At 65.7% G+C, this 17925-nt stretch carries 13 protein-coding genes and 1 pseudogene; 4 read left to right on the top strand and 10 right to left on the bottom strand.

Annotation, left to right across the window (positions count from 1 at the left end):
* Positions 1-20: 20 nt before the first annotated feature.
* Positions 21-425 (bottom strand): gamma-glutamylcyclotransferase family protein, encoded by a 405-nt coding sequence (locus ACIHFB_RS08320; protein ID WP_400125957.1) that lies wholly within the window; start codon positions 423-425, stop codon positions 21-23.
* Between the two features lie 144 nt (positions 426-569).
* On the opposite strand from ACIHFB_RS08320, the gene ACIHFB_RS08315 reads away from it, so the two are divergent.
* Positions 570-2228: a M4 family metallopeptidase gene (locus tag ACIHFB_RS08315; protein ID WP_400125955.1), complete on the top strand. Its 1659-nt coding sequence runs from the start codon at positions 570-572 to the stop codon at positions 2226-2228.
* Positions 2229-2294: 66 nt separating this feature from the next.
* On the opposite strand, the gene ACIHFB_RS08310 is transcribed toward ACIHFB_RS08315, so the two are convergent.
* From ACIHFB_RS08310 to ACIHFB_RS08300, 3 genes and pseudogenes are all read right to left on the bottom strand, one after another.
* Complete coding sequence (locus ACIHFB_RS08310; protein ID WP_365278730.1) at positions 2295-2438, bottom strand: hypothetical protein; 144 nt, start codon at positions 2436-2438, stop codon at positions 2295-2297.
* Positions 2439-2611: 173 nt separating this feature from the next.
* Positions 2612-2860 (bottom strand): hypothetical protein, encoded by a 249-nt coding sequence (locus tag ACIHFB_RS08305; protein WP_365279555.1) that lies wholly within the window; start codon positions 2858-2860, stop codon positions 2612-2614.
* Between the two features lie 141 nt (positions 2861-3001).
* Positions 3002-3337: pseudogene (locus tag ACIHFB_RS08300) on the bottom strand (ATP-binding protein); the annotation flags it as partial.
* Positions 3338-3533: 196 nt separating this feature from the next.
* Between ACIHFB_RS08300 and ACIHFB_RS08295 the strand changes: the two are divergent.
* Together ACIHFB_RS08295 and ACIHFB_RS08290 are read left to right on the top strand one after the other, a co-directional pair.
* Positions 3534-4421: a helix-turn-helix transcriptional regulator gene (locus ACIHFB_RS08295; RefSeq protein ID WP_365278733.1), complete on the top strand. Its 888-nt coding sequence runs from the start codon at positions 3534-3536 to the stop codon at positions 4419-4421.
* A gap of 3 nt (positions 4422-4424) precedes the next feature.
* Entirely contained in the window at positions 4425-4610 is a 186-nt protein-coding gene (locus tag ACIHFB_RS08290; protein WP_365278735.1) for a DUF397 domain-containing protein, read from the top strand.
* A 28-nt stretch (positions 4611-4638) separates the two neighbouring features.
* Here ACIHFB_RS08290 and ACIHFB_RS08285 read toward each other — a convergent pair whose 3' ends face one another.
* Positions 4639-4941, bottom strand: a complete 303-nt coding sequence (locus tag ACIHFB_RS08285) for a hypothetical protein (RefSeq protein ID WP_365278738.1) — start codon at positions 4939-4941, stop codon at positions 4639-4641.
* 100 nt (positions 4942-5041) lie between these two features.
* Here ACIHFB_RS08285 and ACIHFB_RS08280 point away from each other — a divergent pair, with 100 nt between their 5' ends.
* Positions 5042-5359, top strand: coding sequence for an ankyrin repeat domain-containing protein (locus tag ACIHFB_RS08280; protein WP_365278741.1), 318 nt, complete (start codon positions 5042-5044; stop codon positions 5357-5359).
* Here ACIHFB_RS08280 and ACIHFB_RS08275 read toward each other — a convergent pair.
* The 5 genes from ACIHFB_RS08275 to ACIHFB_RS08255 all read right to left on the bottom strand — a co-directional run bounded on the left by ACIHFB_RS08275 (position 5349) and on the right by ACIHFB_RS08255 (position 17709).
* Positions 5349-6148 (bottom strand): IS5 family transposase gene (locus ACIHFB_RS08275; RefSeq protein WP_400126751.1). Its coding sequence is split into 2 segments (ribosomal slippage): positions 5349-5809 and positions 5809-6148, totalling 801 coding nucleotides; the frame shifts between segments, so codons are not numbered across the junction. The two genes, ACIHFB_RS08280 and ACIHFB_RS08275, sit on opposite strands and share 11 nt — an antisense overlap.
* A gap of 854 nt (positions 6149-7002) precedes the next feature.
* Positions 7003-7449, bottom strand: a complete 447-nt coding sequence (locus ACIHFB_RS08270) for an SMI1/KNR4 family protein (protein WP_365278744.1) — start codon at positions 7447-7449, stop codon at positions 7003-7005.
* 78 nt (positions 7450-7527) lie between these two features.
* Entirely contained in the window at positions 7528-14085 is a 6558-nt protein-coding gene (locus tag ACIHFB_RS08265) for an RHS repeat-associated core domain-containing protein (RefSeq protein WP_400126750.1), read from the bottom strand.
* Positions 14086-14173: 88 nt separating this feature from the next.
* Positions 14174-14404, bottom strand: coding sequence for a LamG-like jellyroll fold domain-containing protein (locus tag ACIHFB_RS08260; RefSeq protein WP_400125951.1), 231 nt, complete (start codon positions 14402-14404; stop codon positions 14174-14176).
* A 5-nt stretch (positions 14405-14409) separates the two neighbouring features.
* A complete protein-coding gene (locus tag ACIHFB_RS08255; protein WP_400125949.1) occupies positions 14410-17709 on the bottom strand; it encodes a LamG domain-containing protein in 3300 nt (1099 codons plus the stop codon).
* Between the last annotated feature and the right edge of the window lie 216 nt (positions 17710-17925).

Raw genomic sequence — 17925 nt, 5'->3', positions numbered from 1 at the left:
ACCTGTCGAGATCCACGACCTCACGACGGCCACTGCTCAATGAGCTTCCCCCGCGCCCGCAGTCGTACGGCGACTGCGGGCGCGGCCACGTACACCCACGCGCGTACGGCCGCACCGTCCGCCTCCCGCGTCACCTCACGCACCACGCGCTCATAGAGATTGCGCGGGTCGCCGGGGATGTACTCCTCCAACCGGTCGAGGGCGGTGAGGAGTTCGTCGTACGCCTCAGGCCGGGCGGTGACGAGTTCCCCGTACACCGGGCCGCCTCCGGCCTCTTCGACGGCATACGGATAGCCGGGTCCGTCGTACAGCACCGCGCCCGCGAGCCGTCCCGGCTCCTCCGTCTGCGTGCGGCCGCGCAGGAAGAGGCCGTGGTTGTGCTCGCCGGGGCGGAGGGTGCCGTAGACGAAGAACGGGAGGCTCACAGAAACGATTCTCTCCCCTCACATATCTCCTCGTCAGCGCCATGGACATGGCAGGTCGGCGGGCCTTGAATCGCAGGACCCGCAAGAACGATCACCGCCCCCGTCCCCACGCGCCCGCCCCAAGGCGCCTCCCCGAGGAGATCCATGAGCCGTATACGGATGCGGACACGGCACATCCGAGGTTCCCGTCTCACCGCGGCCGGCACGGCGGCCACCGCAGCCGCTCTGCTGGCCGCCGTCCTCTCCCCCACGGCGGACGCCGCCGACCGCCCGTCCCGCACCACCGCGCTCGAGAACGCGGCCGAGGCCCTCGCCGAGCACGCCACAGCCCTCGGTCTCACCTCCGCCCAGGACACCTCCGTCCGGGACGTCATCGTCGACGCGGACGGCACGCAGCACATCCGCTACGACCGGACGTACCGTCATCTCCCGGTCCTGGGCGGCGACTTCGTGCTCCACCTGGCGCCGGACGGCACGTTTCGGAGTGTCTCGCGCGCCACTCGGCAGGCGATCGCGCTGTCGAGCGTGACTCCCCGGCTGTCGGGGCCGAAGGCGGCGGACCTGGCGGCGAACGCGCTGCGGGCGGCCAACCTGGGTGAGACGCTGCGGAAGTTGACGTCGAGGCCGCAGCTGGTCGTCGACGCCCTGCACGGCGCCCCGAAGCTGGCCTGGCGGACGGACGCGACGGCCCAGGACTCACTCGGCAATCCGGTCGCACGCACCGTGCTGACCGATGCCGCCACCGGCGACCAGATCGACGCCTGGGACGTGCTCGAATCGGCGACGGGAGACGGGAAGTCGCTGTACGCGGGGACGGTCCCGCTGGAGACGACGGCGTCGGGATCGACGTACGCCCTCAAGGACCCGACGCGCGGAAACACGTACACGGGCGACGCGGCGAACAAGACAGATCTGTGCCTGCTCACGACGATCTGCCTGAGCCGGGCGCCGTCCACGGTGTTCACGGACACCGACAACCGATGGGGCACGGGCGCGAGCACCGACCGCGCGTCGGCGGCGGTGGACGCGCAGTACGGCACCGACGTCACCTGGGACTACTACAAGAACGTGCACGGGCGTTCGGGTATCCGCGGCGACGGCGTGGGCTCGTACAGCCGCGTCCACTACGGGACGCGGTACAACAACGCCTTCTGGGACGACAGTTGCTTCTGCATGACGTACGGCGACGGCGACGGGACGCAGCTCGGCCCGCTCGTGTCCCTGGACGTGGCCGGGCACGAGATGTCCCACGGCGTGACGTCGTCGACGGCGGCGCTGACGTACTCGGGCGAGTCCGGCGGCCTGAACGAGGCGACGTCCGACATCTTCGGCACGCTGGTGGAGTTCTACGCGGCGAACGCCTCGGACCCGGGTGACTGGATGATCGGCGAGAAGATCGTCCGGTCGGGCCTGGGCCGCTCCGCCCTCCGCTACATGGACAAGCCGTCCAAGGACGGCAACTCGGTGGACTGCTGGAGCACCGGCACCGCGAAGCTGGACGTCCACTACTCGTCGGGCGTCGCCAACCACTTCGCCTATCTGCTGGCGGAGGGGAGCGGACCGAAGACGATCGGCGGGGTCGCTCACAACTCGCCCACGTGCGACGGGTCTTCGGTCGCGGGGATCGGGCGGGGGAAGCTGGGGGCGATCTGGTATCGGGCGTTGACGGTTTATATGACGTCGTCGACGGATTACGCGGGGGCTCGGGTGGCTACGTTGAAGGCGGCCTCGGATCTGTACGGGGCCGGGAGCGCGGAGTATGACGCGGTGGGTGCGGCTTGGAGTGCTGTGGACGTGGGGTGAGGTTGGCGTGGGCGGCCGGTTCGTCGGGAGCGACGGGGCGGCCGCGCCTTGCGTGGCGACGAGGCGTCAATCAGCGTTCTTCTCGATGAGCACCAAGTCGATCTCGCCGTCGGCGACCATCCGCCGCATACGCTCCACGGCCGTGGCACGTCTACGCCGTTCGGTATCTGAGGCGGCCTCGTCGTCAAGATCACCGGGTCCCACCTCCATCTGAATCACCTCCCAGGCGAGATTTCGATCAAAGCGAGGGAATGAGCCTGACCACAGTCACCGTCAGTACGGATCACGGCCGATGGTCCGCGGCATCGCATCCCGGAATCCCTCGGCGTTCCGCATCTTGGTCAGGGTGTCGTCGGCGGGCGGCGCGTAGGTGATGCGGTAGCTCAAGCCGCGCCTCGCCTCTCGGCCTCGTCCGCTGCCAGCCGCTCCAGGATCGCGTCGGCCTCCGGGTCGGGTACAGCCTCCAGCATCCATTGCCGCATGACGTCGTGGATGTCGTGCACGCCGGCCTCGTTGATCGCTCGGTCGAACTCCTCTCGTCGCTCGCCCGGGAGGGCCGCGCGGATGTCCGGGATGCTGTTGGGCACCTCGACCTCTACGCCATTGACGAAGGTCTTGAGCGGCTCGGCCATCGTCATCCTCCTTGGAGACCGTGGTTCGATGGGCTCACGGTAGTCGGGCGAGGCCTCTTCTCGTACAACGTCCAGCTCGCACCACACCGATTTGCCGACGGCCTGTTCACGAACGCCCCACCGAGCTGCGATCTCCCGCACGATGAGCAGGCCTCGCCCGAACATGTCGTCGTCCGACGCGCGGCGTGGGGTTGGGAGTAACTCACCCTTGGGGTCGGAGACGGCGATGCGTAGAGCGCGCTCGGTGAGGGTGAGCTCGACGCGGAAGAGACGGTCGCGGAGGCATCCGTGGAGGACGGCGTTGCCGCCGAGTTCGGAGACCAACAGGGCGGTGTCGGCGGCGAGTGCGGGGTGGCCCCAGTCGGTCACGAGGCGGTGGGCTCGGCGGCGGGCGAGGGTGACGCTCTTGGGGAACGGGGTGTAGTCGAGGCGGTCGTAGTGAAGCGGACCTTCATCGGGCTTGTCAGGGGCGATCATGTCGCTCTCCTCCGGGCAAGGATGGGCAGGGCCAGGTGATAACTGACGCCGCCTTGCGAGCAGTTCGTCACCGACGGTAGGGCGCGCCGACACGCTCCGCAAGTTACTCCCAGAGTTATTCCTCCGAAAGTTGTTTGCGGCGCCCTGGGGTACCACGCCAGACTGACCGCGCACCAACGCCAGGAGGAGCACCACCGTGACAGCAACCCGGCCGACGCAGGGCAACAGCACATCCACCGTGCTGGGACGCCGACTCGGCGGCGAACTCACCAAGCTGCGCACCGCTGCTGGTCTCAATCAGACTCAAGCAGGTAAGGCGCTGACCGCGTCTACGACCAAGGTCGCGAAGATGGAGGGCGGCTGGGTTCCCATGCGCGACCCGGACATCCGGGCCTTGTGCGAGCTGTACGGCGTCCACGACCCCGGGATGGTGGGCGGGCTTCTCGAACTGGCCAAGATCGACCGGGAACGCCGTAAGGCCAAGGGCTGGTGGGACGACTACACAATCCATGGCGTCATGCACGAGTACGTCTCGCTGGAGAGCGCTGCGACAACCATCAAGATCTGGCAGCCGGCATTCGTCCCTGGGTTGCTTCAAACACCCGAGTACGTTAGGGCGTTGCGGCAAGGGCCCACGGCGGAAGTAGCCAAGAGCCCGGATCCGGACGAGGAGTTCATCACGGCACGGCTCACACGGCAGCGACGCCTCTCCGAAGACCCGCCCCTCTCGCTGCAAGTCGTGATCTACGAAGCGGTGCTCCGAAACTTCCCCAACGGGGCGGCGACAGCCGGAGGGCAACTCGAACATCTTGCACGAATGGCCGAACTACCGAGCGTCACCCTCCAGATCTTTCCCCTCGGGGCCGGTACGCACCCCGGCCTGAACGGTTCCTTCAACATCATCTCGTTCGCAGAGCCCGGAGCCATGGACGTCGTCTACGTTGAGGCCCCCTTCGCCCAACGCTGGGTGGAAGGCGGAGACGCTGCGGCCGCCTACGATGAGTTGTTCGAGAAGATCGCCGAACGCTCTCTCAGCGAGCGGGAGTCGGTCTCGTTCCTCCACAAGCTGTTCAAGGGACCGTGAGCCGTGCCTGACTTCGATTACCGCAAGTCCAGCTACAGCGACCAGGCGGCCGAGTGCGTCGAAATAGCCACAAACATCCCCCACACCGTTGCGATACGGGACTCCAAGAACCCGGACGGCGCCTGCCTCCAACTCCGCCCCACCATTTGGAAATCCTTCGAGTCAGCCCTGAGGGAGGGGGACCTGTAGCCGCAATTGCGCAATGCCCTGGCTCTCCTCATCCAAGGAAGCCACGGAGCAGCGCCATGGTGACCACCACCGCACCGCCAAGTGCCGCCCAACACAACGCGGCACCCATCACTCGCCGGCCTGACATCGGGAACCCGCCATCAGCAGCCGGCGCCCGTCGGGCCCACAGCGGCCGGGGCTCCGACCAGTAGTACGCCGGGAATCCGGCCGCGAAGACAAGCGAGGCAAAGATCCAGTAACCCGCGCTCAGTGAGCGGGGTTTCTTGTGCATCACCATGTCCATGAGTGCGACGACGCAGCAGACCGCGACCGGCCACGCGAGGTAGGTCATGATCCGCCACCACATGAGCGGAATAACAGCTCATCTCAATTGGTGAGCGGAGGCTGAGAAGGGCGCGCCGGACAGTGTGCAGCAACGGTTGAATGCCGCCGTGGAGAACATCTGGACGCCAGCGCATCAAGCGGTGGAGGACGAGGACGCAGGGGCTTTGGCTCAGTTGCTGGCCAAGGGAGTCGACCCCGACGAGGTATGCGGCAACATGACGCTCCTGATGCACGCCATTGACGCGGAAGGTGACGGCGCCTTGCAGAGCGGTGGCCCGCTGACGGTGCATACCACCGCTGTGCTCTTGGCCTTCGGTGCTGACCCGCAACTGCCAGGGCCTGACGGGCAAACGCCCATGGACCTCGCCGTGCACTACGGCCATGACCTGGCAGTCAAGCTGTTGCTCCGGCACATCAGCGGGTGATGCGGCGTAGGCAGATGAGGGTGCAGGCGATGCTGGTGAAGCCGAGGAAGTGTTCGGCCTTGCGTTCGTAGCGGCGATGAAGGCGGCGGCAGCCGGCCAGCCAGGCCACGGTCCGTTCAACGACCCAACGGTGGCGGCCCAGCCGCTGGGAGCTGTCCCTCCCCTTGCGGGCGATCCGGTGCCGGATGCCGCGTGCCGATAACCATCGTCGCAGGTGGGCGTAGTCGTATCCCTTGTCGGCGTGAAGCTTTGCCTGTCTGCGCCGCCGAGGTCCGCGGCGGGAACGGACAGGCGGGATGCCCTGCACGAGCGGGACCAGGGCCTGGCTGTCGTGGACGTTGGCCGCAGAGATTCCGACAGAAAGGGGCAGACCGTTCCGGTCGGTGATCAGGTGGATCTTCGAGCCGTATTTGCCCCGGTCGACAGGATTCGGACCTGTCAGGTCCCCCTTTTCAGGGCCCGCATGTTGACCGAATCGATCGCGCAGCGGGACCAGTCCAGCTCGCCACGGGAACCGAGTTCGTCGAGGACCAGGCGGTGCAGCTTGGCCCACACCCTGGCCTGCGTCCACTCGGTGAACCGGCGGTGAGCCGTCGCTCCCGACGGTCCGAACGAAGCGGCGGGCAGCTGCTGCCACGTGCAGCCCGACGTCGCCACGAACACGATCGCGGCCAGCACCTCGCGGTCACCGTGCCAGCGCCGGCCCCCGCCCTGAGGCCGAGTCGGCGCCTCCGGCACCACCCGCTGGAACAGTTGCCACAACTCGTCCGGCGCCAGCCGCTCAACGATCCCCACCACGGGCCACAGCCTATCCAGCCAAATGAGATGAACTGTAAGTGGGTCGATGAAGCCGAAGGCGTCGAACTGGTCACCACGCTCGAAGGTCACCGCATCGGCACTTTCGCCCAGCCGCCTCTTCACGTCCGCCGCCAACTGCTCGTCCGGCGAAGCGATACCGCCATCGGTCAGACGTAGCTCGTAGTGATCCGTGAACTCGTAGTCCCGCAGATATCCAGCAGACCAATAGACATGTACCTCGCCGGCGCCATAACTGGCGACCTGCACGACAGACGTGTCCTCATTCCGAACGTCCCGCACGAGCTCTGGCACCCCCGACTTCACGGGGAAGACCACCGAACACAGGCCAAGGAAACCTGCCGCCAGCACGACCAGCGCCACCACCCGGAAGATCCGGCCGACCTGGGCCGCCTGCCGACCGACCAGGGCGGCTGCCACCACACGGAGCCTCGCTACGCCACGCGTCACAAGAGTCATTCGCTCACCGTCACGGTCCAGTAATAGACCTGCCGAGAGGGGCCTACTGATAGCCTCCGGCCGACCACAGGGGGACGTAGAGCAGGTATTTGAGGCGCGCCTTCACGATCGTTCTCTTCGACGCCGCTCTCCATGGAGGCAAAGAGGGTTTTGAACCTCCTTGGCGTCCGGCTGGCTACCACGCGGGCCGGTCGCGCCGAACGTACCCACGCACATCTGAAGGTCACCACCAAGTCCCTGCCCGGGAGCTGCCTTCTCTCCGTCACCACCCGGATCGCCCGCGCCGTCCTCATCCGACCCAGCTCGAATACATCCGCACAGCCTCAAGGATGATAAGCAAGAGAGGACCGAGAAGAGGTCAATAGACCCTACAATCCCTCAGACAATGCATACTCAATAAACTCCGAAAATGAAGCCTCTTCCGATCTCAATCCGCCACCCTCAACGCTTGAATACCCGTAGACTGAAGGATCAGCACTCCCCTCACGCATACAAAAGAAGATGTAACCTTGATGCATCATGAAGACAATATAGCCGTCCAAGGAAACGTCATCACCCCCATCACGTAGCGCCTCCATTGCAGCACCCTTGATTCCATGGAGGTCTCTAGAGTAAATATTCTCCGATTCCAAAACACCCCCTTGCGAGTTACCGCAGAACTCCAGAAACTTCCTATAGGAATCCGGGATCCGCACACCCTGCTCGCGCTCCACCTCCTCAATCTCCACAGAGGACATACCCTTGATTCGAGTCTCAGAGAATCCGTTCGAGACGCTTACAGCAAAAGCTGCCTTATATTTTTCGATGAAATCCATACCACACCTTCTCAACGTTTACATTGTCCAGTCGGCCACGCCCAAGCGGGGCCGACTGGACTTTTAACGTATCGCAGACTACTCGCCGACGCCGATGCGTAGCCAGACGTTAGGGTACCGCTCCCGGAACTGATCTATAACGCCGCGACAGGAAGTGCAAGGCGTCTTGCCTACTTGGATAGTGAGAACCCCTCGCTGATTACCAGGCTTCCCGAGAATCCCCGCAGCCCCCTCCATTATCTTGTACTCCGCATCCGCATTGCGAGCAAAGTTCCCCTTCTTTCCTGTGTTCTTTGTCGTGAATACCGGATTGGTGGGCTTTTCCATCAAGCCACTCTTTTCAGGACCACTGGCCGACCTGAAGATGACGGCGCCATCCTCTGTCTGTAGAACACCAGCTGCAACAGTGCGCTGCTTTCCAATGTCCCACGTGGCCCGAATGCCCTTGATTGCAGCAACGGCTACGGAATCGTGAACGGCCAGCAACTTGCTGACGGCCCCCAGCCGAGCGGCACCCGAAAGTGACTTCCCAACGACGCCCCCAAATTTCCCCCACGGGAAAGCAGCAGCACCGAGAAGTAGGCAAGAACCGACAGCCCCTTCCTTGCATTTCATTCCTGTACCAGCAGGAATTAGCCCCAGTGAACTGTATTCAATTTGTTGAGCAAAACACATTGAGTTGCAGACCCAGCTAGGCACTTGGATAGGCGGTGCTTGTGGCTGCGGACTCGGCGTGCTGTCATCCGACGGCCCTGTCTTCAAGGGAGGCTCGGGAGTAGGCCCAGTACCTCCACCATCAGAGGTGCTGGCAGTGCCCCCGCTGTCGCTGCCGCCGCCTCCGTAATTGCAGGTGTAGTAGCAGCCGTCTGTGCCGGTTCCGCCCGCCGGGACACCGGGCGTCGAACTCTGGCCACCGCCGCCTCCGCCAGGGCGTGGTTCGTTGTGGCCGGTTCCGTCGTCGAGCCACAGGCCTGTGGGGTCGCTGAAGGTGGCCGGATTGTTGCCGGCGTAGCTGTAGCCATTCAGGGTCTGGTGGCGGTCAGGGGTGAGAAGCGGGTCGACGCTGATGAACTGGCCGATTCCCGGGTCGTATTCGCGGGCTCCGATGTGGGTCAGGCCTGTTGACGCGTCGGCGGGTTTGCCGAGGAAGCCCTTGTCGTCGGGCCAGGGGCCGAAGAGGGTGGTGCCGCGCGGGGCGCCGAATGGGGTGGTGTAGCGCTTGGTGACGGCCCAGGTGGTGGCGTCGAGGGCGACGCTCGCAGTGCCATGGGGATCGGTGGAGAGGAAGGAGAGTTTGGTGGTGCTTGTGCCGGCTGTGGCGGTGCGGACGGCGATTGTCTGGCCACCCGCGGCGTAGTACCGGGTGCCTGTGAGGGTTTTCGTTGTGCCCTTGACCGTGAGACGGACTTCGGTGTCCCCGAGGTAGAGGACGGTGTCGCCGTCGCCGGTCGCGCGGCGGATCAGGAGGTTGCCGTCGGCGTCGTAGATGTAACCGGTCTGCTTGGCGCCTTCGGTGAGCTTGGCCAGGTTGCCTTCGCTGTTCCAGGCGAGGGTTTGTGCGGCGGTGGCTCCGGAGCGACTAGTGGTGTTGCCCGTCTTGTCGTAGGCGTACGTGGAGTTCTTGGCGCCGGTGGTCTGGCCCAGCGGGTGGGGCTGGCCGTTGGTGGTTCCGTAGACGTAGTCGGTCGTCTGCTTTGCGGCTGCCAGGTTCTGCGTTTCGGTGTCGCGCTGGCCAGATGCCGTGTAGGCGTACGACGTCCAGTACGGGGCGGCGCCGCCGAGGTTGGCGGTGGTGCGGCCTGTGCTGGCGCAGTCGGCCGTCTTGGGGGTCCACGCCTCCGTCATGCGGCTGTAGCCGTCGTAGGCGAAGCACTGGTTGTCCGCCTGGCCGGTGCCGCCGAGCGTGCTGGCGTCCTTGATGGAGGTGACGTTGCCCGCGTCGTCCTGGGTGAAGGTGAGGTCCTGTGGCTTGTAGCTGTGAGTGTCGTCGGTGATGTAGGACCGGGTCAGGCGGCGGGTGCCGTGCTCGTACTCGTAGTTGAGGTACGCCTTCTTCGCCGAGCTGGTGGAGTCCATGCCCAGTGTGAGCATGGTCAGGTCGCCGAGTTCGGAGTAGGCGGCGCCCAGGAGGTAGCCACTCTTGCCGTTGACGGTTTTCGGGTTGCCGAAGTCGTCGAAGGTGGTACTGATGCCTTCTGTGGCAAGGCCCGCGACGGCGGGGTCGCCGATGACGGACAGCTGGTTGGCCGCGTTGTAGCTGGCGGTGAAGTTCAGCGTCGCAGGGACGTACTTGTCCGCGACCAGAGGCTCAGTGGCCGGCAGGGTCAGCGAGGTGCCTGTGGCGTTGTAGAGGCCGTCGAATTTCGTGACCTTCTTGACGTACGCGTCTCCAGCGGTGCCGCCGACGTAGCGCGTGGACGTGTCCTGCTGGCCCTTGGCGACCTGGTCATAGTCCCAGTGGGAGAGCTTGTTGGCGGCGGTCTTATCGGTCTGCCATAGGTCGGTCTTACGCCCGAGCAGGTCGTACTGATAGATCAGCTTGTTGTTCTCCGCGTCCAGCGTCCACTCGACCTGGTCGAGGTTGTCGTAGTGGGTGCTGGTCGTGCCCGAGTCGGGGTCGGTGGCGCTGGTCTGGCGGCCGAAGAGGTCGTAGACGTAGGACCAGACACTGTTGTCGTGCGCGGTGAGGGTCTTCTGCTGACCGGCGGGCGTGTAGGTGTAGCGGGTGTGGTTGTAGGAGCCGGTGCCGTTGGGCTCGGCGTATTCGCGGGTTTCGGTCGTCTGGCCCAGCGCGTTGGTCAGGGTCGCGGTGGCCTGGCCCCCTGCGGGAGCCGTCTGGATGACTCGGTCGCCCTGGTACTTGGTGGTCGTCGTCCAGCGGTGGACTCCCTGCACCTTCGTCTCGCTGGTGATCGGGCGGGCGGCGGCGTCGTAGGTGGTGTCCACCTGCAAGGGGGCCTGGCTGCCCTCCACTGTGGCCGGGTCGTCGCCGGATGGGGCGTTGTTCGCGTCCCAGATGTCCGAGAGGGTGGAGCTGACCAGGCCGCGGGTGTCGTATTGGGTCAGGCTGACGATGCGGCCGCCGGACGGCGAGGCGGTTTGGGTTTCCCGGGCTCGCAGCAACGAGTCGTAGATGGTGTACGTGCTGTTGTAACCCGAGGCGGTCGGCGTGAGGGAGCTCGTCGAGACCCAGGACGCCGTGCCCTTCGACAAGTGGTACTCGTACTTGAAGTTCGGTGTGGCTCCAGCGATGCGCAGCCGATTGGGCAGCCATACCTGGGTGACGCGTCCAAGACTGTCGTACGTGGTCTCGGTGATCTTCGAGTTGGGGTCGGTGGCCTTGGTGGTCGCACCCGTGGCGAAGTCGATGACGCTCTTGGTGGTGAAGGTCTTGGCGTCGGCGACCGTCGTGGCGGTCAGGGGGCCGGTGGCGGCCGGCGTATAGACGGTCTCCCCCTGCTGGACGTCGTTTGTGTCCTTGACTATCCGAGGCCTGCCGAGTGTGTCGAACGTCGTCGTGGTGACCTTTTGCCAACTCGGCTGATCGCTCGCGTCATAGCCGCTCGCGCGACCGGTCCACCGCGGCTCACCCAGTGTGGGTGACTGGCTCGCGGTCCAGGCCGACGTGGCGTCATACGTGACGGCCGTGTCGGAGATAACGTCGCCTGCGGTGGTGGAATCGGCGGGCAGGTTGAGCGCGGTGTCGGCAGTGGCGCAGGGGTCCGCGGTGGTGCGCGTGCGGGAGACCAGTGACGTCAGGCCCACGGACGCATTGCGGGCGTACCAGGTGCGGGTGCAGGTCTCGTCACCGGAGACGGCGTCATCGCCCTTGTCTTCCACGGTCTGGGCCATGCCGTAGTCGTCGTACGTCGTGACGGTCGATCGCGTGCGGTCTACAGGCGTGCTGCTGGTGATACGCGTACGAGCGTGGGAGGCACCGGTGCGGACGTAGTACGCCTCGGTGTCGGCGTACGACTTGTGCTGGGTGGCGGTCCTTCGCGACCAAGGGTCGTTGACCGTGCCGGACACCTCGTCGGCGCCGTTGTAGGTGACCGTCTCCCGGGTGAAGCCCGCGTACTGGTCGGCGTCCGTGATGGCCGCGGCCTTGACGCCGGTGATCTCAGCGCTTCTACGGGCGTCCGGGTCGAGCGTCTTGCCGTCGGATTGCAGCAGGCGGTCGCCGTTCATGCCACGCATGTAGACGGTGACCGTCTTGCTCCGCGGGCCGGCGGCGGGGCCGGTGAGGTGGGTGACCTTCGCGAAGCCGCGCCAGATGGACCAGGTGCGCTCCTTCTCGGGGGTCATGGGGTCGTCGTTGTAGTGCCAGGCCCCGCTGTTCGGGGGGTACTCGTAGGTGTCGGAGATCGTGCCGGAGGCTCCGATCTCGTCGGTCGTGTTGACAGCGATCACCGGGTACTTCTGGAACCAGTCCAGAATCGGATCGACGTCTCCCCCGTTCGGCCTCCAGTAGACGGGGTAACAGGTGCTCTTGTTCTGGTCAGGACGGGGTCTCGTCTGGCCCGCGACGCATTCGGCCGCGGCATAGGTGACCGCGGTCTTGGCGCCGGTCTCGGTCACGATGCCGGTCAGACGGGGCTTGGCCAGTGGCAGGATGTCGTCGGATTCGCCGTCGACGCGGTTCTTGAGGAACTCGCTGGTGAAGGTGATCGGCTCCGTCGACAGCGGCGTGCCGTGCTCGCCAGTGTGCTGGATGGACTGCAACCACAGGGACTGGTCGCCTGAAGAGCCGATCTCACCGGGGTCCTTGTACGCCTGCGTGAGCTTCCAGGAGTCGACAGCGTCGAAGTCCGCGCTCGGGGCGAGGGCCGCATTCCACGCATATGTGGTGATGCCGGTCAACCGCTTGCGGGTGAAGAAACTGGGGCCGACATTGCCCGTGCACTTGTCGCCGTCCTTGCAGATGGCGTCGAAGGGCACGTCGGGCCAGTGCGGGCTGGTGGATGCGGTCAGGGAGTCGCAGCCGTCGTCGGTGCGGATGCAGCGCTCGTCGTAGGTGAAGGTGACCTTGTCGGACGCGGCGGGGGTGCCGGAGAAGAGAGCGCCGGCCCGCTGGCCGTAGAGGATCTTGGAGAGGTATCCACCCCGCGTGTACGAGGTGCCGGTGCTGTCGTCGCCGAGTGTGTCGTAGTTGTTGGCCTCGGCCGTGTACCAGTAGCTCATGGCGTTGTCGTGGGTGTCCTCGACGTAGTCGAGGTTCCAGCGCCATGCCTGGGTCTTGGCTCGTCCGCTGAGAGAAGTGCCGCTGCTGAAGCCGGGCTCTCCGTTGTCGTCACCGAAGACCGGGACGGTCCAGACACTGTTGGTGCGTTCGCTGCCCGCGCCATCCAGCTTGTTGAGGCCGAAGACGTACTTGGTGCCGTCGCCTGTGGTGACGGTCCAGTACTCGCCCTTGCCATCGGTGGCGGCGTCGCCGTCATCACCGTTCTCGGCGCCCGTGGAGTGGGTCACCATCGAGGCGTCGTCGTCCTTGAGCCGCCATTTGCCCGTGGTGTCGTCCTTGACCAGCTCGGTGGCCTTGCCGTTGAGGACGAGAGAAGCGTTGTCGTACTTCCAGCACAGGTCGTACTTGTCGTCCTGACCGTCGTCGTCGCAGGAGCCGTACTTGCGCTCGATGTAGGACGAGGTCAGATCGAAGCCCTCGCCGATCTGGCTGCCCTGGTTGTTGGTGTTCGCGGTGCGGCCGTCCACGCTGCCGGAGTCGTAGGAGACGGCGAGATTGGGAGCGGGGCCCGCGGCGGCCGGCGGGGTCTTGATCGGGTAGTTCCAGGTGAAGGTGCCCGAGGAGCCGCCGGCCTGCCAGGTGGAGGAGGCCGACAGAGGGGTGGCCTTGTAGTCGCCGCCGCCGGACTTGGTACCCGCCGCGAGTGCGAGCACCATCGTCTGGCCCTCGGCTGTCGCCGACTGTGCTGCGCTGAAGGCGAGTTGGGTGCGGAGTTCCTCTCCGCTACGGTCATTGGTGTACGTCAACGGTGTCGTGACGCGGCATGAGTTCTTGCCGGGTTCGGCCAGGGCGCAACCCGGCAGGCGCAGGACCTGAAGGCGACCGGCCCAGTCACCGCCGTAGGCGCCGGCGAACGCCGAGTAGTCGATGGCGAGATCGGCCGTCCCACCGCTGGGCGGTGCCGTGACGGTCAGGGCGACACCCTTGATGCCGAGAGCCCTCGTCTGCTTCTGGCTCAGCACCGTCACCTTGACCGACTGCGCTGCCTTCTCGGCCCGGCCCGACTTGGCCGTAGAGGCGGTCAAGGACAGGGGCAGCGAGCCCACGGTGGCCTTGGTCGTGCCAGTGGCGGGCGTGGTGATGGTTGTGGCCGCAGGGGTCGGCCATTCCGCCTTTGCCGCCTGGTCGCGCAGTGCCCGATCCACTGCCTTCTTGCCCGCGGCTTCCTGACGGGCGATCAGGCGAGAGGTCGCCGTCTTCTTCGGCTTCAGCGGAACGGTCTCGGTCGAGACCTGCTTCGGACTATCGGGACGGCCCAACGGCTGCGGCTCTTGGGCCACCGCACTCAGCGGGCTGAGCAAGCCGGGCAGGAGGGCGAAAGCAACGGTGACGGCGATCCTGCCGTGTCGGCGGGGTCGGGCCTTGGTTGCGGTAGGACGGCGGAACGGCGGCATGGGTCTCATGTCCAAGCTCCATCAACAGCGCCCGAAGGGGCATGAGTGGGGAGGCCGTGCCGTGGCACGGCAAGAGAGGTCAAGGGGATCAATCGCTGGAGACGACGCGCGAGATGACTTCGTCGGGGGTCATAGCTCCAGCCCAGATCCGCAGTCGGCTCAGCTTTCCCGCGAAGTAACTGCTGCTGGACGTGCCGCCCATGGCGAGACTTCCGGCACCCTGCTGAGGCGTGGTGTCAGCATTGTTCACGCCGTCGTCCACAGCCTTGGCACCCACGTACAGGTGCATGCGGCCGCCCTGTTCCTGCGCGTCGTACACACCGGTCAACGTCGCCGAGGAGCTGGTGTCCGCCAGTTCGGACAGGTCGTCACATCAGCCGTGGCCACGGATGTCCCGGAGGGCGTGGTGCGGACGAACTTCCATAGATACGCGTCGGCGGCCAGCTTCTGCACGACCAGGGCCCATGAGGCTCCGCCGCTTCCGGACTGACTCGCAATCTGGGCTTGATAGCCGTCGGGCTTCTTGTTGAGTTCAGCTGGATTCAACTGAACCTGCGCGGAGACCGTGAAGGAACCCGTTTCGTCGATCGCCGGCCCAAGGACCGACGCATGGCCGCCGCTCCCGTCGAGTACCAATGTGCTGGACTCGCCGTCCAAGCTCGCCCCTGATTTCAATGACATGGCACCGATCGGGTAGGGCGTCAGCTCACTGACCGACGCTCCCGACGACGTCTCCACGTTCCAGTCGGCCACCAACTCGACGGTGGGAACGTCGCTCTCGCTTGCCTTGGCCTCCTTGGCGACCTCGTCGGCGGACAACGCGCTCTGCCATATAGCGACTTCATCGATGCGGCCACGGAAGTACTGCCCGGCAGTGCCCCGCACGATCGAGCGGCCCACCTGTAGGCCCTGCCCGGCCACCCAAGGCTTGTAACTGGGCGCGGCGGCAGACAAGTTGACCGGCTCCCCCTGAGCACGACCGTTCACGAACAGCTGGATCGTGTCCTTTTTGGCATCCGTTGTGGCGGTGTAGACGCCCGCCACGTGAGTCCAGACCCGTAGTGGCGGATCGGCAGCAGTGGCAGCGGACCTCACAAAGACCGGAGTGGCCGAGTCCGTGGCCGTGTAGTGGAAGACGTACGACCGCGAGGACGACGAGTAGTACAACGCGAACGCCTGCGCCTCCTTGCCGGGCGCGGCAAGAATCATCCGGCTGGACGAGGCATCCGTGAGATAGACCCAGGCCGAGACGGTGAACGAATGCGCGGTGTTCACCACCGGCGCGGAAGCGTCGGCATACGCCTGCTGCAGTTCGGGTTGGCTGCTGTCCAGCCACAGCGAGGTGTCCTCGTCGCCTCGTCGGGCCATGGTGGAGAACCCGGCCCCGTCGCGCAGCGTCAGGTTGTGGGTTGGTGCCTCTTCTTCGTGGTTCGGGTCCTCGGCCGAGCTGTCCTTGGCTGTGGCAGGTCCGGAAGAGGGAGGAACGTCATCGAAGCGCCAGCGACCGATCGGGCCCGGCGGAAGGATCACTTGGAAGTCGAACGTCTCCGGTGTCCCGGTGCGATTTCGAACATCCATGGACCACACCTTGAGATGGTGCGTGCCACCCATGCTCGGGGTGACGGTCGTGACTTCGGCCGTGTGAGTGTCCTTCGTCGCGTCCACGGTATGCGCAGGTCCGACCTGCCCGTTCGGGCCGGTCAGCGTCCACCGGTACTTGAGGATGTCGTCATCCACGGCGTTGGGCTTGAAGACGAAGCTGCCGGCAACGCCCGGCCCGCCCTCGGCCGGACAGGCATCCGTCACGCACTCCAAGTAGGGAGAGCCCTTGACGGGATCCTTCGGCTCGATCGTCGGAGCCTTGGGCGCGGTGGAGTCGATGACGAAGTAGCACCAGGGCGAGAACGACGAGTACAAGTCACCGCTGGCACCGTTGTACGACCAATGAGACTGGGTGCGGGCACGATAGCGGTACTGCGTGCCGTCCGTGCGCTTCGTCGTTTGTTTGTCCAGCAGCGTGCCGTCCGGAACGTAGCCGGAGTCGGGCGCATCGTCCGCCCAGATCTCCTCCCACGCATCGCCCACGAGGCGCGCCATCCGGTAGTTGACCTTCAGCTGGCCCTTGCTGTCATTCGCTCCCGGCGAGACCTCGGTCTCCACCCGGGCACGGACCGTGGGCTGGTCCACCGTGACGGCCAGCGGATCACTCGCCGGGTGGCAGTAACCACGCAACCCCACCTTGGCCACACCCGGAATCACACCAACGTTGATCGGCACACCAGGGTCCGGAACGTAGTCCACCGTGAGCTGGGCGTTGTCGTCGAAACGCTTCCAAGCACGCGGTTCGCCTTCGTCGGCGGCCCTCAGCATCAGCGTGAGCCTGGAGAACTTGCCGTCGGCGAAGTCCCGAACGTTCTTGGTCAGGTTGCCGTTGAACTCAACCCAGGAGTCGGGCTGGGCAGGGCTGCAGTTGTCCCCCCGGCCGGCTGACACCTTCCGGGAGTCCATGAGGGCCCCGATCGTCGGCCCGGGCCACCGCGTGCCCTCGGAGATGTTTCCGGTGCGCTCCAGATTGACCGTGTAGGGATTGCAGTTGAACGACCAAGTCTCGTACGCGCGGAACGTGGCGTTCAGAACGTGCTTGCCCGCAAGGGCGCTGGGGCTGAACTCGAAGTACATGCGGTTCGCGTAGTTGCTCGTGAAGTTGGAGTCGCACGCGTAGCCGTCCGCAGGGGCACAGCGCCCCACGCCGTAGTCACCCGAGAATTGGTAGAACTTGTCCCCGTCCGAGGACAGCACCGTCCGCTCCGCGCGCGACAGTCCCACCGACGGGTCGATGTAGACCGGGTACACCGTGCTGTCGCCGCGCAGCAGGTTCAGGTCTGGGGTGACAGCGATACTGTCGTCGCTGACTTGCACGGGGAGGTGGGCGGTGGCGGCACCGTCGCCCGGCTCCATCGGGGCATCGCCATCTGCTTCCGCCGCTACGGCTGTCCCCGTGTCGGAGGACGGCTCAGCACCGGACATCCGCAGCGTTTGAGCCTGAACACCGCTGTCATCTCCGGCGGAGTCCCACATCTGCCCCGCCGGCCCGATGAACACCGCGTTGCCGTCGGCATCGACCGCGCGCAGCCCGCCACCAGCTCCCGTGACCAGTGAGACACCCCTGCCCGCGACGGCAAACCTCAGTTGCTCCAGGGCTTCGCTCTGCGCCGCCTCCGCCGACTTGACCCGCAGAACCTCGCGATACCCGTCCGGCACCGCCGTCAGCTGCAGATCCACGCCGGGCATGACCTCCGCGTAAGTGGCCGTCGCCCCCTCGAGCGACGGCTCGGGAAGGTCTCCGGGCCAGCGGACGGACAGCGCCCGCTGATCGTCTTCCAGGCGGACCATGTCCTGGTTGCCGCCGCCCGAGAACGACTCACCCACGGCTGCATAGCGCGGCCCGATCGTGCCATCAGCCCTGCGCACCAGCGTCGTGTCGATGTCATGCCACTCGCCCGAGGCGTCCTTCGCCCACTGTGGCGCCGTCGCCTGCTTCAGCGTGTACGTCCCGTCCGGGTTCGCGAACGTCTGCGCATACTCCGTGCGCTCCGCCGTCACCTCGACCGGCTCGCCCGTCACCGCGGCCTGCTCGGACGGCGTCTGGGACTCCGACGTATCAGCGTGGACAGCTGGAGCGTTCAGAAGAACCACACCGCTGACAAGCAGCGCCCACGCCAGCAGTCTCGCAACTGCCCTACGCATCCACGGATTCCGCAGCGGAAACCGTGCCCCCAAATGCGACTTCACAACCTCACCCCATGTGTCACACAAGCATCGCAAGTATGGCGGGGATCA

The organism is Streptomyces sp. NPDC051963 (assembly GCF_044593495.1).
Lineage (GTDB): Bacteria > Actinomycetota > Actinomycetes > Streptomycetales > Streptomycetaceae > Streptomyces.
The sequence above is the reverse complement of the archived record's forward strand: the minus strand, read 5'-3'. Positions and strand labels throughout refer to the sequence as shown.

What these genes read in the sequence shown, in the direction of transcription:
- ACIHFB_RS08310 (WP_365278730.1), bottom strand. Translation starts at nt 2,438, where the DNA reads ATGGAGGTGGGACCCGGTGATCTTGACGACGAGGCCGCCTCAGATACC.
- ACIHFB_RS08265 (WP_400126750.1), bottom strand. Translation starts at nt 14,085, where the DNA reads ATGCCGCCGTTCCGCCGTCCTACCGCAACCAAGGCCCGACCCCGCCGA.
- ACIHFB_RS08305 (WP_365279555.1), bottom strand. Translation starts at nt 2,860, where the DNA reads ATGGCCGAGCCGCTCAAGACCTTCGTCAATGGCGTAGAGGTCGAGGTG.
- ACIHFB_RS08315 (WP_400125955.1), top strand. Translation starts at nt 570, where the DNA reads ATGAGCCGTATACGGATGCGGACACGGCACATCCGAGGTTCCCGTCTC.
- ACIHFB_RS08270 (WP_365278744.1), bottom strand. Translation starts at nt 7,449, where the DNA reads ATGGATTTCATCGAAAAATATAAGGCAGCTTTTGCTGTAAGCGTCTCG.
- ACIHFB_RS08285 (WP_365278738.1), bottom strand. Translation starts at nt 4,941, where the DNA reads ATGACCTACCTCGCGTGGCCGGTCGCGGTCTGCTGCGTCGTCGCACTC.